This is a genomic window from Bacteroidales bacterium (assembly GCA_031275285.1).
Lineage (GTDB): Bacteria > Bacteroidota > Bacteroidia > Bacteroidales > UBA4181 > JAIRLS01.
Genome location: JAISOY010000082.1, coordinates 43,358 through 65,405, shown reverse-complemented (window position 1 = coordinate 65,405; position 22,048 = coordinate 43,358). Strand labels below are relative to the sequence as shown.

At 40.4% G+C, this 22,048-nt stretch carries 20 protein-coding genes; 8 read left to right on the top strand and 12 right to left on the bottom strand.

The window, feature by feature from the left end; all coding sequences use genetic code 11:
- Positions 1-74: 74 nt before the first annotated feature.
- The 3 genes from LBQ60_08615 to LBQ60_08605 all read right to left on the bottom strand — a co-directional run bounded on the left by LBQ60_08615 (position 75) and on the right by LBQ60_08605 (position 2,470).
- Positions 75-737 carry a porin family protein gene (locus tag LBQ60_08615; protein MDR2037972.1) on the bottom strand — a complete coding sequence of 221 codons (663 nt, stop codon included), beginning with the start codon at positions 735-737 and terminating at the stop codon, positions 75-77.
- 379 nt (positions 738-1,116) lie between these two features.
- On the bottom strand, positions 1,117-1,827 hold the full coding sequence (locus tag LBQ60_08610; protein ID MDR2037971.1) for a DNA alkylation repair protein: 711 nt from the start codon (positions 1,825-1,827) through the stop codon (positions 1,117-1,119).
- 25 nt (positions 1,828-1,852) lie between these two features.
- Complete coding sequence (locus tag LBQ60_08605; GenBank protein ID MDR2037970.1) at positions 1,853-2,470, bottom strand: ATP-binding protein; 618 nt, start codon at positions 2,468-2,470, stop codon at positions 1,853-1,855.
- Positions 2,471-2,571: 101 nt separating this feature from the next.
- Between LBQ60_08605 and glmM the strand changes: the two genes are divergently transcribed.
- Complete coding sequence (glmM, locus tag LBQ60_08600) at positions 2,572-3,957, top strand: phosphoglucosamine mutase (protein MDR2037969.1); 1,386 nt, start codon at positions 2,572-2,574, stop codon at positions 3,955-3,957.
- Between the two features lie 149 nt (positions 3,958-4,106).
- Positions 4,107-6,767 (top strand): tetratricopeptide repeat protein, encoded by a 2,661-nt coding sequence (locus LBQ60_08595; GenBank protein ID MDR2037968.1) that lies wholly within the window; start codon positions 4,107-4,109, stop codon positions 6,765-6,767.
- A 3-nt stretch (positions 6,768-6,770) separates the two neighbouring features.
- Here the strand turns inward: LBQ60_08595 and LBQ60_08590 are convergent, their stop codons facing one another.
- Complete coding sequence (locus LBQ60_08590) at positions 6,771-7,823, bottom strand: AI-2E family transporter (protein MDR2037967.1); 1,053 nt, start codon at positions 7,821-7,823, stop codon at positions 6,771-6,773.
- Between the two features lie 455 nt (positions 7,824-8,278).
- Here LBQ60_08590 and LBQ60_08585 point away from each other — a divergent pair, with 455 nt between their 5' ends.
- Positions 8,279-8,746: a type I restriction enzyme HsdR N-terminal domain-containing protein gene (locus tag LBQ60_08585; GenBank protein ID MDR2037966.1), complete on the top strand. Its 468-nt coding sequence runs from the start codon at positions 8,279-8,281 to the stop codon at positions 8,744-8,746.
- A gap of 16 nt (positions 8,747-8,762) precedes the next feature.
- Here LBQ60_08585 and LBQ60_08580 read toward each other — a convergent pair whose 3' ends face one another.
- From LBQ60_08580 to LBQ60_08565, 4 genes are all read right to left on the bottom strand, one after another.
- Positions 8,763-9,635, bottom strand: a complete 873-nt coding sequence (locus tag LBQ60_08580) for a hypothetical protein (protein ID MDR2037965.1) — start codon at positions 9,633-9,635, stop codon at positions 8,763-8,765.
- A gap of 19 nt (positions 9,636-9,654) precedes the next feature.
- On the bottom strand, positions 9,655-10,824 hold the full coding sequence (locus tag LBQ60_08575; GenBank protein ID MDR2037964.1) for an aldo/keto reductase: 1,170 nt from the start codon (positions 10,822-10,824) through the stop codon (positions 9,655-9,657).
- Between the two features lie 214 nt (positions 10,825-11,038).
- The gene (locus tag LBQ60_08570; protein ID MDR2037963.1) at positions 11,039-11,806 is read right to left on the bottom strand and encodes a hypothetical protein; all 768 of its coding nucleotides are present in this window, start codon (positions 11,804-11,806) and stop codon (positions 11,039-11,041) included.
- Between the two features lie 28 nt (positions 11,807-11,834).
- Positions 11,835-12,554 (bottom strand): hypothetical protein, encoded by a 720-nt coding sequence (locus tag LBQ60_08565; protein MDR2037962.1) that lies wholly within the window; start codon positions 12,552-12,554, stop codon positions 11,835-11,837.
- A 121-nt stretch (positions 12,555-12,675) separates the two neighbouring features.
- Between LBQ60_08565 and LBQ60_08560 the strand changes: the two genes are divergently transcribed.
- The 4 genes from LBQ60_08560 (at position 12,676) to lgt (ending at position 15,050) form a co-directional block, all read left to right on the top strand.
- A complete protein-coding gene (locus LBQ60_08560; protein MDR2037961.1) occupies positions 12,676-13,299 on the top strand; it encodes a DUF2975 domain-containing protein in 624 nt (207 codons plus the stop codon).
- Between the two features lie 2 nt (positions 13,300-13,301).
- Positions 13,302-13,505 carry a helix-turn-helix transcriptional regulator gene (locus LBQ60_08555; protein MDR2037960.1) on the top strand — a complete coding sequence of 68 codons (204 nt, stop codon included), beginning with the start codon at positions 13,302-13,304 and terminating at the stop codon, positions 13,503-13,505.
- A gap of 94 nt (positions 13,506-13,599) precedes the next feature.
- Positions 13,600-14,118: a methylated-DNA--[protein]-cysteine S-methyltransferase gene (locus LBQ60_08550; GenBank protein ID MDR2037959.1), complete on the top strand. Its 519-nt coding sequence runs from the start codon at positions 13,600-13,602 to the stop codon at positions 14,116-14,118.
- A gap of 23 nt (positions 14,119-14,141) precedes the next feature.
- A complete protein-coding gene (lgt, locus tag LBQ60_08545; GenBank protein MDR2037958.1) occupies positions 14,142-15,050 on the top strand; it encodes a prolipoprotein diacylglyceryl transferase in 909 nt (302 codons plus the stop codon).
- Between the two features lie 203 nt (positions 15,051-15,253).
- On the opposite strand, the gene LBQ60_08540 is transcribed toward lgt, so the two are convergent.
- Together LBQ60_08540 and LBQ60_08535 are read right to left on the bottom strand one after the other, a co-directional pair.
- Positions 15,254-15,541 (bottom strand): lasso peptide biosynthesis PqqD family chaperone, encoded by a 288-nt coding sequence (locus LBQ60_08540; protein MDR2037957.1) that lies wholly within the window; start codon positions 15,539-15,541, stop codon positions 15,254-15,256.
- A gap of 173 nt (positions 15,542-15,714) precedes the next feature.
- Positions 15,715-17,577: a RecQ family ATP-dependent DNA helicase gene (locus tag LBQ60_08535; GenBank protein MDR2037956.1), complete on the bottom strand. Its 1,863-nt coding sequence runs from the start codon at positions 17,575-17,577 to the stop codon at positions 15,715-15,717.
- A 249-nt stretch (positions 17,578-17,826) separates the two neighbouring features.
- Between LBQ60_08535 and LBQ60_08530 the strand changes: the two genes are divergently transcribed.
- Entirely contained in the window at positions 17,827-18,924 is a 1,098-nt protein-coding gene (locus LBQ60_08530; GenBank protein ID MDR2037955.1) for an SGNH/GDSL hydrolase family protein, read from the top strand.
- Between the two features lie 3 nt (positions 18,925-18,927).
- On the opposite strand, the gene LBQ60_08525 is transcribed toward LBQ60_08530, so the two are convergent.
- Entirely contained in the window at positions 18,928-19,905 is a 978-nt protein-coding gene (locus LBQ60_08525; protein MDR2037954.1) for a hypothetical protein, read from the bottom strand.
- A gap of 111 nt (positions 19,906-20,016) precedes the next feature.
- A complete protein-coding gene (gene dnaG / locus LBQ60_08520) occupies positions 20,017-21,999 on the bottom strand; it encodes a DNA primase (protein MDR2037953.1) in 1,983 nt (660 codons plus the stop codon).
- Between the last annotated feature and the right edge of the window lie 49 nt (positions 22,000-22,048).

Below are 22,048 nucleotides of genomic sequence, written 5' to 3'. Positions count from 1 at the left end.
TGAAAAGCAGTTAAAGGTAATAAAAAACCCGGGAGAAATTCCCGGGCTTGGCATATTATATAGGTCTCATAAATTTAGAACTTGTAAATAAAGCCGATAGTAACGGCTCCGAGGTCTGCCTGAAATACATTATCTGTATCTACTCCAAATCCGAAATTAGTGGTTCTGTCTTTGGTATCGTCAGGATTTCCATCTGTTTTTATTGTCCATGTGTTGAAGCCAAAATTCAAAAAGTTAAGCCCCATTTCCAGATTGAACCTATCAGACAGGCTGTATGACAATAATGGGGTCACATTAACGCCAAAGCCGAATAATGAAGGTCCGTCAAATGACTGTGATCCTAGTTTGGTCTTACTTGTACCTCCGAAAATACCTACTCCTCCTTCCAGCAACACGCTGAATTTACCGAATTCAGCCACACTATAACGGGCAAAAGGCGCTATGCCCCAACTGAAAAAGTTATCTTTTTGATCATCGCCACCATTGGCATCAGGTGTTTTTTCAGATTCGAAGCCAAGGGTAACTTCTCCACCAATAGCAAATTTATCACTCAAATAATAACCTACTTTAGGAGAGATCTCAAAACCAAAAGTTGATTCTTTATCTACCGAGTTTGATCCTGTCTTTTCTTTTCCTCCGGTAGTTGACAATCCCAATGATCCTCCCACAAATAGCTGAGCATTACTCACAAATACCACTGTTAACAATACAGCAAACGTGATAAAGATTTTTTTCATGTTTAACAATTTAAGATTTAACCTTCAATTCCCAAAAGGTATTAGATTTAATTACTTATTATTCAACAAAAATGCAGGAATTGATTTAAAACATAACATCTTTGTCATAACAATTATTTAACCGACGCAAAGATATATCTTTTTATTTCAAAGCACATTTTACAACTATATTTTTTTGACAAGCTTGATCTTTCATTGGATAAATCAACGCAATATGTTGTATCAACAATGCACATTCACCGGACTTCCGGACGATCGGTACGATTTTCCCAGGATTAAAAGATTTGACCAATAATGAGTATTTTGATCCACATTGATGAAAAACATCAACAGTGATTTTGCCAGCAATCTTTCCGGGTTTTCTCAACCAGGTCCAAAGTTATTTTTTCATGGCCAAAGCCCTCAGATCCACAGGCATTTTTTCTATGGCATAGCGCAATGCGGTACGGGGCATTACTGCCTTTTTTGATACCACAAAATCAAAAACCTCTTTCCGGTGGGCCTCACTGGCTGCTTTAAGCATCCATCCGTATCCTTTTTGGACGAGATCATCGCCGTCCTCAAGCAGGATATTTGCAATGTCGAAGATATCATTTAAGAACTGTCCCTTCCGTGCAGGAATGATCAGGGTGACGGCCGCTGCCCTCCGGAGCCAACGGTTATCTGATTTTGCCCACTCCTTCAACCTGTTTACATATTCCGGATACATTTCAACAAATGTCCCTACGGAATGATTACATAATGTATCGCAGGAAGCCCAATTACTGACATATAGATCAACCCACCTGTCAAAAACACTGAAATCTTCCGGGGTATACCGTTCATGGATATAATATGACCAGTTACAGGCAACATATGACTCTTCACTGTATCCGGACTTCCACAATTCTTCACATAAGGCAAAAATCTCACTTTTTTCACGTTGCTTTATCGTATCGAAAAACTGTTTGCTGATCTGGTTTACCAACGGTATCCTTACCCCATAGAATTGGATCTGTTCTTTGAAAAAACGCTGACCGGTAGAAAGCGTCTTATCATCGGCACTTTCTTTCAATGATTTACGAACATCTTTTACTATCTGATCCATCATGAGCCTTTATATATTTTTAAACTGTTCAAAAAACATCCGGTTTATTTTTGATCCGGAACAAAACTTTATCATCCTGATATAAGATATCCAATACATTCAGGTATACCATATCCGCCAAAAGATGTTCAGCTTTTTTCCGGGTCAACATTAATGTTTTACAAACCATATTAAGGGAAACAGGCTGAAGGGTCTCCATATAATGCAGCAACCTGCTTTGGTTTTCTGCATCGTCGATTAAAAGACCTGAAGGATATTTTTGTTTTTTCCATGCCATGACCTGTATATGGGATGCCCTGATGTTTTCATCAGCAATACGGACATAGGCTTTAGGTGTCTCCTCTTTCAACTTGACCAGATAGGGTTTGTCTTTGCCTTCAGGAATATCCACTTCCAGCACGGTTTTCCCCTCCAGTTCCCATTTCCGGACACTGTAAGGAACCGGTGGAAGACAATAATAGGAAGCCGCCGCTTCAATCATGTAATGTTCTTCTTCGGTACGGACACCGGCAACACTTCCATTATCTTTCACTCCAATAAGTAGCTTCCCGCCCTCTGAATTGGCAAATGCAACAAATGACCTGGCTATTTTCCGGGCATCATTGATCTCGAACTTAAAATCAAGGTGTTGATGTTCTCCTTGCACAATCAGTGTTTGAATGTAATGTGCCACAGCCGTCAAAAGAAAAAGAATAAATGACAAATTTATGTTATTTTTGTAAATTAATCTTAGAATAAACAATCAACATGACACTGATCAAATCAATTTCCGGTATCAGGGGAACTATCGGTGGACAACCGGGTGATGGTCTAACACCGTTGGATGTAGTAAAATTTACAGCGGCGTATACTGTCTGGGCAAAAAAGCAGGCAAATACAGGAAAAATAAAAATAGTGCTGGGCCGTGATGCCCGCATATCCGGTCCGATGGTCAAACAAATCGTTATCGGAACTTTAGTCGGAATGGGTGCCGATGTAGTGGATATCGACCTGGCCACAACGCCTACGGTTGAAATGGCAGTAACTGCTGAAAAAGCTCAAGGTGGATTGATTTTAACAGCCAGCCATAATCCGAAACAATGGAATGCTTTGAAATTACTGAATGATAAAGGCGAATTCCTAAGCGATGCTGATGGAAAAGCGGTGCTGGCTATTGCAGATAAAGAAGATTTTTCTTTCGCACAGGTAGACGACCTGGGAAAAGTAACTCGTAAGGACTATACGCAATACCACATTGATCAGGTCCTTGCTTTGCCTTTAGTAGATAAGAAAGAGATAAAGGCTAAAAATTTTAAAGTATCTATCGATTGTGTCAATTCAGTGGGAGGCATCATCATTCCACAATTATTAAAGGCTCTTGGTGTGAATGATATTGTTGAGTTATATTGTGAGCCCAATGGCCAGTTCCCACACAATCCGGAGCCTTTACCCGAACACCTTACAGAAATATCCAAAATCACCAAAGAACAAGGTGCAGATATAGGTTTTGTCGTGGATCCTGACGTAGACAGGCTGGCTATTATCAACGAAGACGGAAGCATGTTCGGAGAAGAGTATACGCTGGTATCTGTAGCCGATTATGTGCTTCAGAATACACCGGGAGGAGGGAACACGTCATCTAATCTCTCTTCATCAAGAGCTTTAAGGGACGTGACTTTGGCACAGGGTGGAAAATATGTGGCTGCTGCTGTCGGGGAAGTAAATGTAGTCACTGCCATGAAAGCTAACCAGGCGATCATTGGAGGTGAAGGAAACGGAGGAATCATTTATCCTGCACTGCATTACGGTCGGGATGCCCTGGTAGGAATTGCTTTATTCCTGACACAATTGGCCAAATCCAATAAAAAAACTTCCGAATTACGGGCCCAATATCCCGAATATTACATGTCGAAAAATAAAATTGAGTTAAACCCATCTGTAGACGTAGATGCCATACTGGCACAAATAAAAAAACATTACGCCAATGAACAGATAAACGACATTGACGGAGTGAAGATTGATTTTGCAGATGAATGGGTACATTTGCGCAAGTCGAATACTGAACCGATCATCCGTATCTATACAGAAAGTAAAACTAAGGAACGGGCAGATGTACTGGCTCAAAAAATCATGAAGGAAATAGCGGAAATTTAAAAGCCATGATTATCGTGACAGATGAGTATGTTTCATATCAAGATATTTCCAATACTGTATTTAATTTGGTTACAGGGCTTGTTAAATACGAATAGCTATCATGCATGAATAGATCCTGGTGCATTTTTATTGCGTGCTTCTGCTTAGTTATGACTTCTATCGCTCAGACATCAAAAATAGATAGTCTGCGGGTGATGTTGCATAAAGAAAAAACTGATACGGGACGTATCATGCTTTACAATAAAATTGCCCGTGAAATCTCGACTTCTGCATATGTGAATGTTTACCAGGGAGAACAACAATATTATGATACGGCATATTATTATGCAGACAGCGGATTGGTTCTTTCCCAGAACATTGATTTCCTGAAAGGGGAAATTGAAATAACCCGGACCATGGGAGCTATTTATTACTATGCCGGAAGACATGATGAAGCCATTCATTATTTTGAGGAATCTTATGAAAAAGCGTCACAGCTTGGCTCTGCCTATGAAAAAGCTGCAGCCATGTATAATATCGGTTATACCTACCGGGCCCAGGAAAAATATATACAAGCATTGGAATACCTGAACATTGCCTCATCATTGTTTCAGGTAGATGACCAGGAATGGATGTTGGACATCAAAAGATTGATGTCTCAGATCTATAAGGACATTTCAGAAAATGAGCTCTCGATTGAATACGGGAAAGATGCATTGGATATAGCCTGGAGCATCGGAGATACTTTGTCTGCAGCATCTATCAGTTATAACCTGGCTGCCCCTTATCTGGCCCTGAATGATACGGCTACCAGCATACAACTTTATGAGACGGCTATAGAATACTTCCAACGGATAGATAATTACCAAATGGAAGCAACCGTTCTCCGCGATTATGCTTTTAATATTACTGCAAAAACAGATCCCCAAAAAACGTTGGAGCTATTATCTGAAGCTAGTTCATTATATGAGCAGATCAACCCCAATAATTTCGCCTTGGCTTATACGTATCAGGGAATCAGCGATATATACAAGAGATCCGGAAAGAAGGACAGTACTGTTTATTACCAAAACAAGGCCCTGCAAAAAGCTTTATCCTCTGAACTTCCTTCTACCATAGCCCATATATATATGTGGGTAGGAACAGATGCCCTGGAATCAGGACAACTGGATAAAGCAGAACGATCTTTCCTGACAGCCCAGAAATACAACCGTGAAACCGGCACCGCATCTGTAGAGGTCCAGATATTAAACAAATTAAGCGATATATACCTGAAAAAAGGAAATCCTGAAAAAGCATTCAAAGTAAAACGATTATCGGTTCACCTACATGATTCATTGGTCTCCGTCGAAAGTAAAAGACGTTTAGACATATTACAGATACAATATGAGCTAAAAGAAATTCAGGAACAAAAGGAGTTGGAATGGCAAATGCAGGCTGAGCAGCAGAATCAAAGTATTATCCGTCGTCGTAAAATCATTGTCCTTTCCCTGATAGCTTTGGCATTGATGGCTATTTTGTTGACCAAATTAATTGCCAACTATCGGCAAATCAAGAAAAAAAATTCATTACTACAGGAAAGCCATGAAGAAATGTTACAGATACAGGAACAGTTACGCCTGTCCAACAATGAGTTGAACATGTACAAGGATTATCTTGAAGATATGGTCCAGAAGAAAACAGCTGAACAGGCCGAAAAGGACATGCAGCTGTACAGCATGAGCAATAATCTCTCCGGAGGATTCATATACAGAAAGATCATCAGTGAGGATGGAAAAGAGCACCTGTCTTATATCAGTAGTAATGTAGAAAAATTATTCGGCATTTCTCCTGAACTTCTTATGAATGGTCATCGTGACCTGTTTTCGTACTTAGATGAAGGAGGATCCGAAGCTATCAAGAAAAAAGAACGGGAATATGCCATCAAGTTACAACCCTTCAGGCATGAATTCCATCTTACACAAAATGGTAAGTCAATATGGTTATACAATCATGAATTTCCGCATATCGATGACAAAAAGAATGTTGTCTGGGATGGATTAGTGATTGATATTACCAAACAAAAAGAAGTGGAACAATCCTTAAATATAGCCAAAGAAAAAGCCGAAGAGGCCGATCGTTTAAAATCAGTATTTTTGGCAAATATGTCTCACGAGATCCGTACACCCATGAATGCGATCATGGGATTCATTGGTTTTGTCGAAAATGAAAGGCTTTCCCCGGATAAACGTAAAATATATATTTCAACCATCCACAATAGTGTTTCCCAATTATTACAACTGGTTGAAAACATCATCGATATCTCCAAACTGGAAATCCAGCAAATCAAAATCTTTCCTGCCGAATTTGAACTAAATGAACTGATGAAAGAGATCGAAAACCTGTTCATACTCCAGCTGGGAGAGAATACGGCCCTCTTCTTTCATCTCGATGATCGCCATTTCCTGAAAGATGATACCGTCAAAAATGATCGTACACGAATACGGCAAGTTTTATATAATCTTGTAGAAAACGCTATTAAATACACTGAAAAAGGCTATATCCGGTTTGGTTACAAAGAGACGGATGATCCTTCCGAATTATTATTTTTTGTGGAAGATACCGGCATTGGTATTCCGGAAGATCAACAAGAAGTTATCTTTGAATATTTCCGGCAGGGAACAGAAATTGAACTTAAACCTAAATATGGAGGTACCGGCCTGGGACTATCTATCTCAAAAGGACTGATCGGACAAATGGGAGGACGTATATGGGTAGAGTCCAAACTCGGTGAAGGAAGTACTTTTTTCTTTACTGTAAAAAAGCATCTGGATACTCAGGAGGATCGATGAACATCAGGAAACAACCGCTTTTGAGGAATCAGAAGGCCGTTCGTTTTCATGCATATATTCTGTACGGTATATTTTAAACAGAAGTAAAAACAGATCTATCAATATAGGTCCGAAGATAATACCCCAAAACCCGAACAGGCTTATTCCCATAATTACTCCCAGGATCGTGATCAGGGGATGCGTATTGACCATATATTTACCCAACACAATGCGGACGATATTATCCATAGATGATACAAGAACGGCACAATAAAGCAAAAGCCCGATACCTTGCCATATTTGTCCGGAACCCAGTAAATAGATACACAGTAGTCCCCATACGGCAACTGTTCCGACGATTGGTATGATGCTGAAGAATCCAGTAATCACACCCCAAAACCATGGATCCTTAATACCAAAAATCCAGTACCCTAATGTCGCAATCATTCCTTGTATGATCATAATGGACGGGATCCCTACTGCATTGGAAATTATCATGCCTTTTACTTCCTGAAGTACCTGAGACAACGCTTTTCCCCGGAACGGAATAATCTTGACTGCATTGGTTTCCATTTTTGTATTGTTCACCAACATGAAATACAAAATGAATATCATCATCACCATATTTGCTGCAAAACCATACGCTGAATTCAATACTTCCGAGGTAATGCGCAATAATGTATCTTTTGTTTGCTCAAAGAATTTGCTGGAATAAATATCAAATCCGGTTGCCTGCTTGATCTTATCATTGATCACATTAATGCCATCCATCACCCGCTTATTATCAAATTCTGAAATTCTGGACATGACCATATCAATGGCTCCGGCACCGAACAGCATTAAAAAAATCACCAGTAATAAAATAAGCGCTAATGAGGCGATACTTTTATTCCATTTACGCTTCTCGACCAGGAATAAAAACGGATTACGCAGTATCACGTAAAACGTAAGTGCCCCCAAAGCACCCCCCAGAAAAAAACGTAACTCCTTGAATATAACAACGCCCAAAGCAATCAATGCAATGATAAATAAAACCTGACGGATAACATCATTATTATGGGTAGATACAAATTTCATATTAGTGTTATTTAACGTGTAATGCTTTTAAAATATCCTGCAATGGTAATAAAAATTCTATCCTGTTCTTAATCCGTTACCGGTTTTTCTTTCAGTTGTTAAGAGGACAATATCATTTTTCATCGATATAAAATTCTAAATATCAGAATCTTAACTATCATTTAAACAATCTACTTACGGGGAAAATCATAATCGTGATCACATGCTTCCCGACAGTCTCATTTGCTGTATGTAATTTACGTTATCTGGAGCAAACCCTTTCGAATCCCACATAGTCCAAAATCTATAGCCACTTTATATGCCGGTCTTTTTTACATTCATGAAATAATACTGCTTCTGTAATGGTACCAATTCTCATCATTTTCAATGAAATCATTCCAGAGGATTTTTCCTGTCACATTGTCCATACAATAAGATTATGTAAATTTGAATTCTATTTCTAATACTTTTTTACCTTGGATCCATTAAATTTTCCTGCTTATCAGGTCCGGACAAAAGTTATCAGCAATAAAATGTCCATCTTTGATTCCGTACGCAGGAAATATGTTGCGCTGACTCCGGAAGAATGGGTACGTCAACATCTGATCAATTATCTGGTTACAGAAAAAAAATGCCCGATCTCGCTCATTTCGGTAGAAACACCTTTGAAATACGTCCAAATGAATAAACGCAGCGATGTAATTGTATATGGGCGCAACGGACAACCTCTGTTACTGGCTGAATGCAAGGCTCCAGAAGTAAATATTACACAAAAAGTGTTCGAACAGATAACCATATACAACCTGACCATTCATGCGCCTTACCTGATGGTGACCAATGGACTGCAACACTATTGCCTGTCTTCCCAGGCAGGAGAAAAACCGGCCTGTTTTCTCCGCGAAATACCTGACTACCAGACCCTGGTCAGAAATACCATCATTTAATCACATCTTCTCCTGATTACAGGCGTTTTCCTACTTCCTTTAAAATCTCATCCGTTTTTAAAGGAATCTGGTTGTCATTCAGAATTCCCCAGATATACTGCCCTTTCCAGATACATTCCAGATCACCGTTATAACGGTCTTTAATGGTGAGACGCCCTTCTTTTACACTATCAGCCTGTTTGGTAAACCCATAATATTTTTCCAGCATTTCCTTCGCTTTTCCGGAGTTTTCCGCATTGATAATAAATACCTGGTAAGACTTACCGGATAACTCATAAACTGCAGTAAATGCTTTGGATAAAAACTCATGACCCAAAAAACTTTTCGGGACATACATTTCACTGTGCGCCATCTTATTTTCTGTTGGAAAAGCCTGAAGGATTTCCGGCATTTTCGGCTTGGAGCGGATACTCTTTCCGAATTTACGGGCAATTTCTTCCACTGTCTTTATCACATGATCGGATGAAGAAGGACTTTCCATCTTCACATACAACCGGTCTACAAAAAAGTTGAGCATAGGCCCTTCCTGGTATCCTTCCGCACCGATTTGTAGAAAATTTGCCTGGGATGGCCTTTCAGCTGCATAAATACCGAAAGCATCGGCCGGTGTGGCATGGCGATATACCTGAATGGTAATATAAGGTACATTTTCACCCTCTTCGACCTGATTGTACACAAAAGATATCAGTTCCTCAAAATCATACAACAGGTACCCTCCCGCAGCACCATTAATGCGCTCGAACAATGTATTCTGATCAAACGTCTCAACATTCGGATCAATATCCCATCCGGATATTTCGGGTAATTTGGATTTCAATTCGGAAGCAGTCTGTGCAAAACTATATTGCGCTGCAGCCAGTACTATCAATAAAAGGAAAGTTCTCATCATATCATTATAATATGTAATCTTACACAAGGAAATCTTTGGATACATTCCGGAGACGGTTAATATCCTTTATTTTTTCAGCAACCTGAAATCCGCCGGTACATCTTACAGTACAGGCAGCACAATCCCCACAGGGATTTTCTGCCAGTTGTAGTCCGGTAATTACTTCCTGGGCAAGTTGCGGGCTTTTGTACCCATAATTGTACATATATGCACGCATCATATCCGGAATAGGCAGATTCTTTGAACACTGGTCGATACAATTCCTGCAGCCCTGACAGTACAAAAGAGTCTGATTGGCTGTAACTGAAAGGAAATTCTTTTCTTCCTGATCCATTTCCAGATTAGCAGCTGAATCCAGACATTCCTCCAATTCTTCAAAAGAAGTGAATCCTGGAATGGCTGTATGTATATTCGGATTCTGTAAAGCCCATTTTAATGCGGCCTTAGTATTTACCTTTTGAGTCCGTTCACGATCCAGGTATCCACCGGCCATCGTTTTCATGGCTACAATACCCAGATTTGCTTTTACAGCACGCTCAATAGCCGGATTCAATTCCGACAGGTGTTTTTGATTAAAATTATAGGATGTCAGAATTACATCGTAATTCCCGTTATCCACGGCCGCATTAATTACTGCAGGCTCATTGCTGTGTGTAGATAATCCGATATATTTTGTCCGGCCATCTTTCTTTAGTTTAACCATTGCTTCAACGATGGGTGCATAATTGACTTCTTCCGGCTTGCTCAAAGCATGAAAATAGAGAATATCCACATGATCCATCTTCAATCGTTTCATGCTGGTCTCAAATTGTTCCAGGAACTTTTCAACAGCATCGTCACCCAAATTCTGCTTTACTTTAGTGGCAAGAATATACGAATCCCTGGGTTTACCGGAAAAGAAAGTTCCCAGCATCTCTTCATTCTTCCCGTTCTGGTATCCGTTGGCCGTATCAAAATGAATGATCCCGGAATTATATGCTGCACGCACAACAGATGGATTATCCGCCCGCATTACCCCCATACTTAGTATTGGAAGCTGAATATTGGTCCTTCCAAGGGTACGTTCCGGTATTTTATTTTCCCGGATAGCAGGCTTAGCCTGTATTGTTGCATGGTTCAAAGCTAACGCTGCACTCGCGGCAGCAGATAATTTAATAAAATTCCTGCGGTTGACTGAATGGTTACTCATTGGTTCTTCTGTTTATGGTAGATGATAAATGAACAAAGTATTCGGATGTGTGATTTAACAAATAATATATCATTAAAAATCAACAATATATTTTACCAGTGTATACAATAACTCATTGTGCAATATTAAGATATATATATGAAAACACCAAGTTTTCCAGAGACAGATCTTTTACAGGAATAGGAGGCTGGTTTCCAACATAAAATTTTAATTGTTACATCAATGTTACAGGATAAGCCCGCTCTCCTCCCATATATTTCCAGATAATGACATATTGCCCGGGAGTACGTCGTCCATTGATCTTTCCGTCCCAGACATAGAACAGCTGGATGCCGTTGCCCATCTGTTGGGTTACAATAGGTATAGTATCTTCGCCTTCCAGCAGACGGACAGATATTTCTACCGGAGACATCGGCGCCAGCGCTTTCGAGAGGATGACCGTATTCTCCCCCGGCGGTACCACCGACGGGATAACTATGGCTTCTGTTTGTCCGGCACTTTCTTTAATCCCCTTCATCCAGACAGGTTCTTCAACAACAACATCCGGTGCATAAGCACGGACAAAATCAACCGAACATATCTGCACATTTTTACTTCTCGCTTTATTGACCAGGTAACAGATCGTCGTGTCGAACCGGGAAAGCGCACTCCAGTATATTCCTGCGGTAGTCGGATATGCCTCAGAAGGTGCTGCTTTTGTATATCCCGGTAATCCGGAATCGGAGTTCGCCCACTCAGGGTGTTGCCTGTTACCATTCCACATCAATCCCAGATTTGTATTGATCAACCGCCGGATATCCTTTTCCGTAAATGTCACTCCCATATCATAGGCATAGACTATTTTTGCCACTTCGCCATCCTGATAATTACGGTAAGGGTGAGTACCTACCCAATGCGATAAAATACGTTCGTTACGGGTAGAATGTATATTGATATCCTTTGGAGAAACAGGTTCCCAATAGTTCCAGGTGTAAGCGTTCATATAGGGATTCATTCCTGCCTTAACGCGATTAAAAATCCTTTCCGCTTTTTTTTTTATAGTCTGCTTCTCCGGTAAGTGCATAAATCTGTAACATACAATGTCCCATATCCATTGCTTTATTAAAAGGCAGAGCAGGCGAAGACGAATTTTGTCCGCGTGGATGGTCATCAATATACCATTCATTCATATTTCCCGGTTTGCAGAATTGATTCCATTCATCATAACCGGCAAACGGCCCGTCGACGATATAAGTTCCCCGCTTTTCCCATTTTTCAATCAGGTCTTTTTTACCGATATTAATGAATCGTAAAGCACTCTTACCGTATTTTTCTTTCATATCATGGTTCCCATAGACAATCAGGGAAAAACGTAACATGTGGGTGACCAGGATCGCATCGCCAACATGAACATCGCACCAATGTTGTGTTTCATTATAAATATACGGCCCGATGAATCCCTTATATCCATCCGGACCTGTGGCCATTTTATCGGCAAGCAGATTAAGTACCCTTTCTGTTGGAGCTATCCAATTATCCGGATCTTTTTCGCAATTGCGAAGTATGGGTCCCAGGTAATAATTTAAATGCCAGGCCACCTGTTCTCCTGTTACATTATCTGTGATTTTCGCTAATTCTCCGGCAATAAAAGCCGTTTCCTTTTGTTTCAATTCGGGTTTTTCATCCTGGTTTCCGGAAAATACTGTCAGAGAAAAGAAGAAAGAAAATAAAAAGATGGATAATACTTTCATATTTACATTAGAATAAATCATTTTTCAATAAAAATATATTGATAAATGATAATTTTTTATTGTTATTCGATAAATAGAATTACCTTTGCATCATTGTTCAAATATAAAAAATCCTAAAAATATGAAAACAACCCAGGTATTAAAATTTGCTGATCTAGTTTTTAAAATAGTAATCGGTTTCATTATCACACTATTGACGGCTTTTATTTTTATCTTCATCCACTCATCAATACATCCGGAATTTTATGATAAAGTAGTAGTAACCGGCGAAAATTATTCAATGATTTCGTATTTGTCAAGTATTCCGGATTCGCCGGAGACATATACCGAATGGAAAGAGTCCGGAAACAAATATTATTATTTAAACAGGTTATCTGTTAAGAGCAAGCTTCTTACCTTATTCCGGATCATGATACCTTTCTTGATCTGTTTATTGTTACTTAAGTATCTGGTGAAATTTTTCAGAAGTGTAAAAAATCTCTCTACATTTTTTATAAAAAGCTCAGCCTATTTCACTAAAATAGCTTATTGTTTCACTGTATTATTGGTTTTCGATTTGTTGAACTCAATATTAGGTTCGGAAATATCCATGATTTGGCTGGATGGTGAATACTGGACGCATCATTATAATATTACCTTAGGTAGGTTTATTCTGGATATCTGCCTGATACTAATTGCTTTTTTAACTAGTTTTGTCTTCAAGGAAGGAGAACAGTTGAGGACTGAAAACGAATTAACGATATAATCATGGCAATAATAGTAAACCTTGATGTGATGATGGCCAGGCGGAAAATGTCATTGTCTGAACTGTCAGAGAAAATAGATATCACGATGGCCAATTTATCGATCCTGAAAAATAACAAGGCAAAAGCAATCCGGTTTTCCACGCTGGAAGCAATATGCAAAGTGCTTGATTGTCAACCATGTGACATTCTGGAATATAAAGAATGATCTATCTTATTGTCTACAAATAATCTTTCCCATATACGAATTTTTTTATATCTTGCCTGAAAATAAAGAATTTTGAAAGTATTGATTTATAGCTATGTCAGATAAAATAGCCATCGCTCATTACATGTCCCCTATCGGGCTTGTAGAAATCCATTCCTCTGATAATAAGATTACTGCATTATTTTTTTGTAACGATTCCCATAATGATGATCAGATCGGGTCGGAATTGTTGAAAAAGTGTATCTCCCAGTTGGACGAATATTTCAAAGGCGAAAGGATAATATTTGATCTACCTCTCTATCAGGAAGGAACCGAATTTCAGCAAAAGGTATGGAATGCCCTTTTAGATATCCCGTTTGGTAATACCGCGACTTATGCCGATATTGCGCAGAAAATCGGAAATTCGAAAGCAGTCCGTGCGGTAGGAACCACCAATGGAAAAAACCAGCTTTGGCTGGTAGTCCCTTGTCACCGGATCATCGGTTCGGATGGTTCCCTGACAGGATATGCCGGAGGAATCGAACGCAAAAAATGGTTGCTTGACCATGAAGCAAGGATTTCCCGGAAATTAGGATTGACTATTCATCAATCCATTCAGTTAGAATTATTTTAGTAATATATAAACAAAGATAACCCATGCTTGATTTATTCATTCACTGGAATGTTTCTCCCGAAGCATTCAGTATAGGCAGTCTGACAGTTCGTTGGTATGGTATATTATACGGGATGGCCTTTATTGCCAGTTTCTATGCTTTCAAAGAACTGGTAAAAAAAGAAATGGATGCAGAAACAGTCGACAGGCTTCTGGTATACATGATTTTAGGTACAGTCATCGGAGCACGTCTCGGCGATTGCTTTTTCTATCATCCGAAATATTACCTGCAAAATCCGCTGGAAATCCTTTTCATCTGGAAAGGTGGCTTGTCCAGCCATGGAGGAGCCTGTGGCATCCTTATCTCATTGTTCCTTTTTTCAAGAAAAATAAAGAAACCCTATATCTGGACACTGGACAGGGTAGTGATCGTAATCGGTGTTGCCGGGTTCTTTATCAGGATGGGTAACCTGATGAATTCCGAAATTTATGGTATCCAGACATCATTGCCATGGGGATTTATTTTTGAACGGGAAGGAGAGACAGTACCCAAACATCCGACGCAGATTTACGAAGCGTTGTATTACCTGTTCACTTATTTTGTTTTAAGACTTGTATACCGCAAATGTGACAACAGGCCGAGACCATTCCTGATATTCGGATTGTTCCTGATCATGATATTTGCTTTTCGTTTCTTTATCGAATTCATCAAAAATCCTCAGGAAGAATTTGAAAAGGCCATGTTGTTCAACATGGGACAATGGCTGAGTGTTCCGTTCGTCCTCATGGGAATTGCTTCACTGATTATCAGTAGCCGGAAAGAAAAACCCGGACCCATCGAAGGGAAACCCGGACCCAAACAGCCAACACCATTAACACATGTCAGCAGGGCAACCAATACCCCTTCCGTACAGGAAAAAAGCGGCATTAAACCAAAGAAAAAGAAGCGTTAAGTAAGAAGGGTAAACTTACTATTCCTGTTGTGGACTTTGTTTCACAACAGGTTTTTATTGCCTTGCCTTTCGTCTTTCTGTGTATCGATAATTGAAAAAGATGCTTTACAGTATTAAGTAATATAAAACAATTAATGTCAAATTTTCTGAACGTAATCCACTTGATCAATGCGACTTAAGAAAAAACAAATAGTACTGAGTGCTTAAATAACAATGATCAGGCGTTTTTCCTGTAATTTTTTCAGAAAACTCTCCACCTCTTCGCAACATGTATCGCGGTCAATATCAAATTCCTGTAAAAGAGCATCGATCAATGTATCAAAAGTCAACGGATTTTCCAATAATTCCCAGATACGGGTAGCGACAGGGTTCAAACCATAATATTCTCCGGTTTCAATACTCATCATGACGACTTCCTCATCAATACGGCTAAATACCATTTCAGGCTGACGCTGTATTAATTGGTCTCCGAATGCTGATTTCTGACTCAAATCAATGAAATTAAGTAATATAAAAAAATCAATGTCATATTTGCCGAACGTAATCCACGTTGATCAATGTGACTTAAGAAAACAATAAAAAGCACTGAGTGCTTAAAGTAATTTTGACAAAAGTAATCTTTCTTTTTTACTTTGTCATACAATAGAGGCTGTTACGGCTCATTTTATTTGATCTCCCCATCATCTTTCATCTGACGCAGTATCTCGATGATCTTATGTTCTTTAATACCCAGGTTTTTGCTGAGGGTATCGATATCAGCAAGAGGTTCGTTCCGGATAGCCTTGATAATCGACGCGCGTTCATTGGCTGATATCTCTTTCTCTTTTTGCCGGACACAATAATCACATCGCCCGCACGGCAGTGCGTTCTTTTCCCCGAAGTATTCCAGTAACATGACACTCCGGCATTGATCATGATTCCCGGCATAACGGATCACCGCCCCAATGTTCTCCTGCATATTTTTCTTACGGATCTTATAATTCCCGGTAGAAATAGCCAGGTATTTTTCATCGATCCGTTCACGGATATAGGTAATGACCGATTGCTTCCTCCGGGGGATATAATCAATGATCTTCATCTTGTCCAACCGTTTCAGATATTCATAGATCACATCCTGGCTCACCTTCGCATTCCTGGCCAGAATTGCCTCATCAATACTGACATATCCTGAAAAAAAACCGGAGTATGAACGTAAAAGCAGTTTGATAAACTGATCAAATGATTCATTGGAAACCTGGAATTTGTATAGGTCTTCCCGGGAAACGGTAAAGAAAACCTTGGCGGCCGATCTGGGATCTTCATCATACTGGATGTATCCCTCCTGCTCGATCAACTTCAGTGCATGATGGGCAGTCAGCAATTCCAACTGGTAGACAGCAGCAAAACGCTCCAGTGAAAAATCAAGGGGAATATCCCGCCCACCGCCTAAGGGAACCTGAAGGAAATTTCCCAATGCATGGTACACTTTCCGGATCATGTCCGGTTCGGGAAAACTGACACGCAACCGCTGCCTGAGTTTATTTTCATCGGCTGTCTCATAGAGCAATACGGCATAAGATCTTTTCAGGTCCCGGCCGGCCCTGCCTGCTTCCTGGAAATAAGCTTCCAATGTATCCGGAGCATCCAGATGAACCACAAACCGGACATCAGCCTTATCGATCCCCATCCCGAAAGCATTGGTGGCAACGATGACACGGCAGAGCCCTTCCTTCCACCGATCCTGTTTCTCTGAGCGCACCTCATTACTTAAACCCGCATGATAATAATCGGCCTCGATTCCATTACGTTGCAGGAATTGCGCCGTTTCCCTCGTTTTTTTCCGGTTACGTACATATACAATCCCACTTCCGGGAAATCTTCCGATGGTCTTCAGCAAATATCGTTGTTTGTCCTCGACATGACGGACAAGGTACACCAGGTTATTGCGTTCGAAACTGGTTTGTATCACATGGGGAACCCGGAACCTGAGTTGTTTCTGGATATCCTCTACCACCGGAGGCGTTGCCGTTGCCGTAACAGCCAGTACCGGAACCCCGGGCAACAATTCACGCAGATTGGATATTTCAAGGTAAGCCGGCCGAAAATCATAGCCCCATTGGGAAATACAATGTGCCTCATCAACAGCGATCAGGTTTACATTCATCTGAGCGACACGGGTCTGGAAAATCTCCGTATGCAGTCTTTCAGGAGATACATATAGGAATTTATATCCGCCAAAAATGCAATTATTGAATGCTACATCTATTTCATTCTGTGTCAATCCCGAATATACCGCCACAGCTTTTATCTGGCGTTTCCTTAGGTTTTCCACCTGATCCTTCATCAAAGCGATCAGGGGAGTAACCACAATACACAACCCTTCCTGCGCCATAGCCGGCACCTGGAAAGTAATTGATTTGCCGCCGCCTGTAGGCATCAGGGCCAACGTATCTTTTTTCTCCAGTACAGAAAGGATGATCTCCTCCTGCATGGGACGAAAAGAAGCATACCCCCAATAATGTTTTAAAACCGAATGAATCTCTTGCATTTTTCCTACCTCAGGACTTATTCTTTATGTAAATATAAATAAAATGTCCTGACATCTAAAATTAATTTCTCTCCTATATTTACTTAAATAAATAATTTTCTGAAAATAAATCAATTATGAGATTTTTAAATTTATGATTTTTATTGAAGGACTATTCGTGGTTTTACGAATAAATCTTTCTATAGAAACACTGACTATACATATAAAGAATTCGTTATATTTGTTGGATCATCTTTTATTATCCATCTCATGATTAGATTCATCATCTATATTCTTTTGTTGACTTTGTTATCATCTGCTTTGAATGCCCAGCAACTGGAAGACCTGAAATACGTAAATGCGGATGACCTGATGCTGATTGGGAAAGGGTTTGAAAATGCCCATGTCAAATATGGGCGGCTACCGGCCTCCATGGAAAAAGAATTCCGGAAAGAACTGATCTCCCTGGGAAAAAACACCTCCGGTATAGCCGTACGTTTCTCTACTAACAGCACGGCCATTGCTGCCAGATGGACGGTCATCGCAAACGTATATATGGACCATATGCCCGCAACCGGAAGCAAAGGCCTCGATCTGTACGTACTTGACGGAAATCGATGGTGTCATACAGGTACGGCCAGGCACACAGAGAAAACCTCTGCTTACTTTTTCATAAAGAACCTGTCCGGAGAAACCAGGGAATATATCGCCTATTTACCGCTTTATGACGGAGTGGAATTATTGGAAATCGGGGTGGATAAAGAGGCAATCATCACAAAACCCCAAAAAAGCAACCTCACAAAGAGGAGCGATGTAAAACCTATTGTTTTTTACGGGACCAGTATCACACAGGGAGGATGTGCTTCCCGTCCCGGAATGGCTTACCCATCGATACTGGGAAGGATGCTGAACCGGGAAATCATCAATCTTGGTTTTTCGGGCAACGGTAAACTGGATCTCTCCATGGCAAGGGCTATCAGCATGATCGATGCGGAAGCAGTGGTCATGGACTGTCTTCCCAATACCACTGCACAGATTGTCCGGGACAGTGCCTATCTTTTCATCCGGCATATTGCCGATGCACATCCGGGTATACGTATATTGATGATAGAAAATCCGGAATTCCCTTTTGCCGGGTTCAATACGAAAATCTTACCCGAATTACAGGAAGAAGACGGGGAATGGAAAATGCTTTATGAGAAACTGCGGAAAGAAGGATATAAAAATATCAGGTATGTCCGCGGAAAAGGAATGATCGGAAATGACGGGGAAGCAACCGTTGATGGGGTGCATTTCACGGATCTTGGATTCCTTCGTTATGCGGAAGGCATGTATCCTTATCTGAAAGACAAAAAAGTAAGTTATTGATCTTTACGGCCTGAATTTCGCTTTTGCCAGGATACCCTGGTAATCATTATTCAACAACAATTCCTCCAGCGAAACTTTATTGTGTTTCATATATGATTGTATGATTTTATATCCCAGCCATACCGCAGCTCTTCCCGGAGACTCTCGGGTAAATAATGTCGTAAATGGTCCGGGACCCACCAGTTTATTGATGATCAGATAATCGGTAGCATACAACATTTTTTTCTCCACCAGATATGTCCACATCTGTTGGGTATTATTGATACACCAATTCAGTTGTTCAGGTTTATAGCCAAAGATAATGCTATCGGAAGTTTGCGGAAGCACCTGGCTGACATAATAAGCAATTTTTCCTTCATACAGGATATTCGATAAAACATTATCGGTAGAGTCACTTTTGGGGAATTCGGTATATCCCCAGGCTTTCATGCAATCGGAAACAATATATTTCTTGTCCATCAACTGCCGTTGGTAACTGGCCAGACCCAAACGAATATACATTTCTTCATCTTTCCCCAGGTATTTATCCAGTGCAATAGCCAGTATAGTATCACTGATTATAATGGTCTGATTGAATCCGGAAATCAATGTATACACCGATGGGATCACCTTTTCCGGAAAATACTGATGGTATTTTGAAAAACCTTTACTCAGTCCCTCCTCTATACCGGACATATCCGGATAGGTTTTCGTCACCTGACGATAAGCCGCATTCATGTATGAATCGGTCAGAAAATTCATCAAATGTTCCGGGTAATCCGGATCATTCGAAGGGCCGATCGAAATCACCCCCTGGTTATACATATCGAACAACTCCCCATACTGTTTCTCCAGTCTGGGTACATATTCCCCCACCGAATCAATCGGTACGGAAAACAAAGCCTGTTCAAACCGGCCTATCTTAATCTGTACTTCTTGTTTCTGCCGACACCCGGAAAAAAAGAAAAGAAGAAAAAAAACTGCAATAATTATATGCTTCATTTTAAAATAAGTAATATAAAACAATTAATATCATATTTTCTGAACGTAATCCATTTGATCCATGTGACTTAAGAAAACAATAAATAGCACTGAGTGCTTAATATGATATGATTAATAGACAATCCGTTTTCCCAATATTTTGGCCAATTGTTTCTTTATCTCATTCAGTGAAATATACCGGGCGTATAATTCATCCAGAAGCTCCGTATCGTTCTCTTTTTCCGCCTTCTGCATTTCCAGAGAAAGATCTTTAAGCAACATGATCACTCTTCTGTTTTTATAAGCCAGCACACTGACAGGAACAACTTCTTCAAGGTGATCTTCTTCGGTTTTCACAATCACCCCGCTTTTTTTATGGATATTGCTCAATACATATTTGTTGGCCATCAAGCCAGCCACCATACGGGATATCTCAGGGTCAGCATGATAAATGAAATATTTATCATCAATACTTTCTTTTTCTTCCAGTAATTGTTCGTATTCATTAAATATCCTGCGCAATAACGGTTCCTGGATTTCAAGGTCATCGGAACGTAATTCCTGGATCAGGTAATGAGCAACAGTAGACCCCGTCCCACCGGTCGACTCACCACAACCCGGTAATATATTATTCCCATAGCTTACCAGTAAACGAATAATCTCCTCTTCAGCCAATTCAATATCTTTATGATGTTGCACCTGTTCCGGGTCAATAGAAAGCGTTGATGCATTATTTTCCGGCACCAGGTCAGAAGGAAGGTGTGGGCTATCTGTTTCCGATTTCCGGATTTCCCGTTTCCGTTCGTCACTGATCTTTTTTTTACGCATGGTATCTGCCGTTTCGGCCAGCATCTGTTCATCCATATCGAACATACGGGCCGACTCCTTCAGGTAAACCGATCGCTGTATAGCATTCGGGATAAGAGAAATAGACTGTACAACCTCCGTGATCAAACGGGCACGCTTTACCGGATCACCCTGTGCATCATCCAGCAGTAATTGCGCTTTAAAATTGATAAAGTCCGTTTCATGATTCCCGATGTATTCTTCTAACTCCGTGACACTATGCTTCCTCGAAAAGGAATCAGGATCTTCACCGTCCGGTAACAACAATACCTTTACATTCATTCCTTCCTGAAGGATCAGGTCTATTCCCCGTAAAGACGCTTTGATACCTGCCGGATCTCCATCGTATAAGACAGTTACATTCTCCGTAAACCGCTTGATCAGTTGTATTTGTTCCACGGTTAATGCGGTGCCCGATGAGGCCACTACATTTTCAATCCCGGCCTGATGCATGGAAATAACATCGGTATATCCTTCTACCAGATAACACTTCTGGTTTTTTACAATACTACTTCTGGCCTGGAAAATACCATAAAGTACTTTACTTTTATGATATATGTCAGATTCGGGAGAGTTCAGGTATTTGGCCTGCTTCTTATCTGCTTTCAGCACCCGACCACCAAAGGCGATCACTTTCCCGGCAAGACTATGGATAGGAAACATCACCCGTGCGGAGAAACGGTCGAAAACCGCATTCTCTCCTTTGATACTTAAGCCGGTTTCAATCAGGAATTCTTCTTTATAACCCTCTTTTATAGCCTTCTTCGTAAACGCATCCCGCGCTTCAAGACTATAACCCAGTTCAAAATTTTTAATGATATCTTCACGGAAGCCCCGCTCTTTAAAATAACTCAACCCAATAGCCTTCCCTTCACGGGTATCGAAAAGATTTTCCTGAAAAACCCGGGATGCATAAGCCGATACGATCATCAGGCTTTCCCTCCGGTCAGCAATTTGTTGTTCTTCCGGGGTTTGTTCCTTTTCTACAATTTCGATATGAAACTTCTTGGCCAGATAACGCAGTGCATCCGGATAACTGAGATGCTCATGTTCCATGATGAAATTCACCGGATTACCGGCTTTCCCACATCCGAAACATTTATAAATATTTTTAGCCGGAGATACGACAAACGATGGCGTCCGTTCATTATGAAACGGACAACAACCAATATAATTCACCCCCCTGCGTTTCAGGGAGACAAACTCTTCCACCACATCAACAATACGTGAGGCTTCAAAAATCCGGTCTATGGTATTTCTATCAATCATTTATGATGAAGTACATCTCTGATAAAAAGTAACATCAAATCCGGCATCA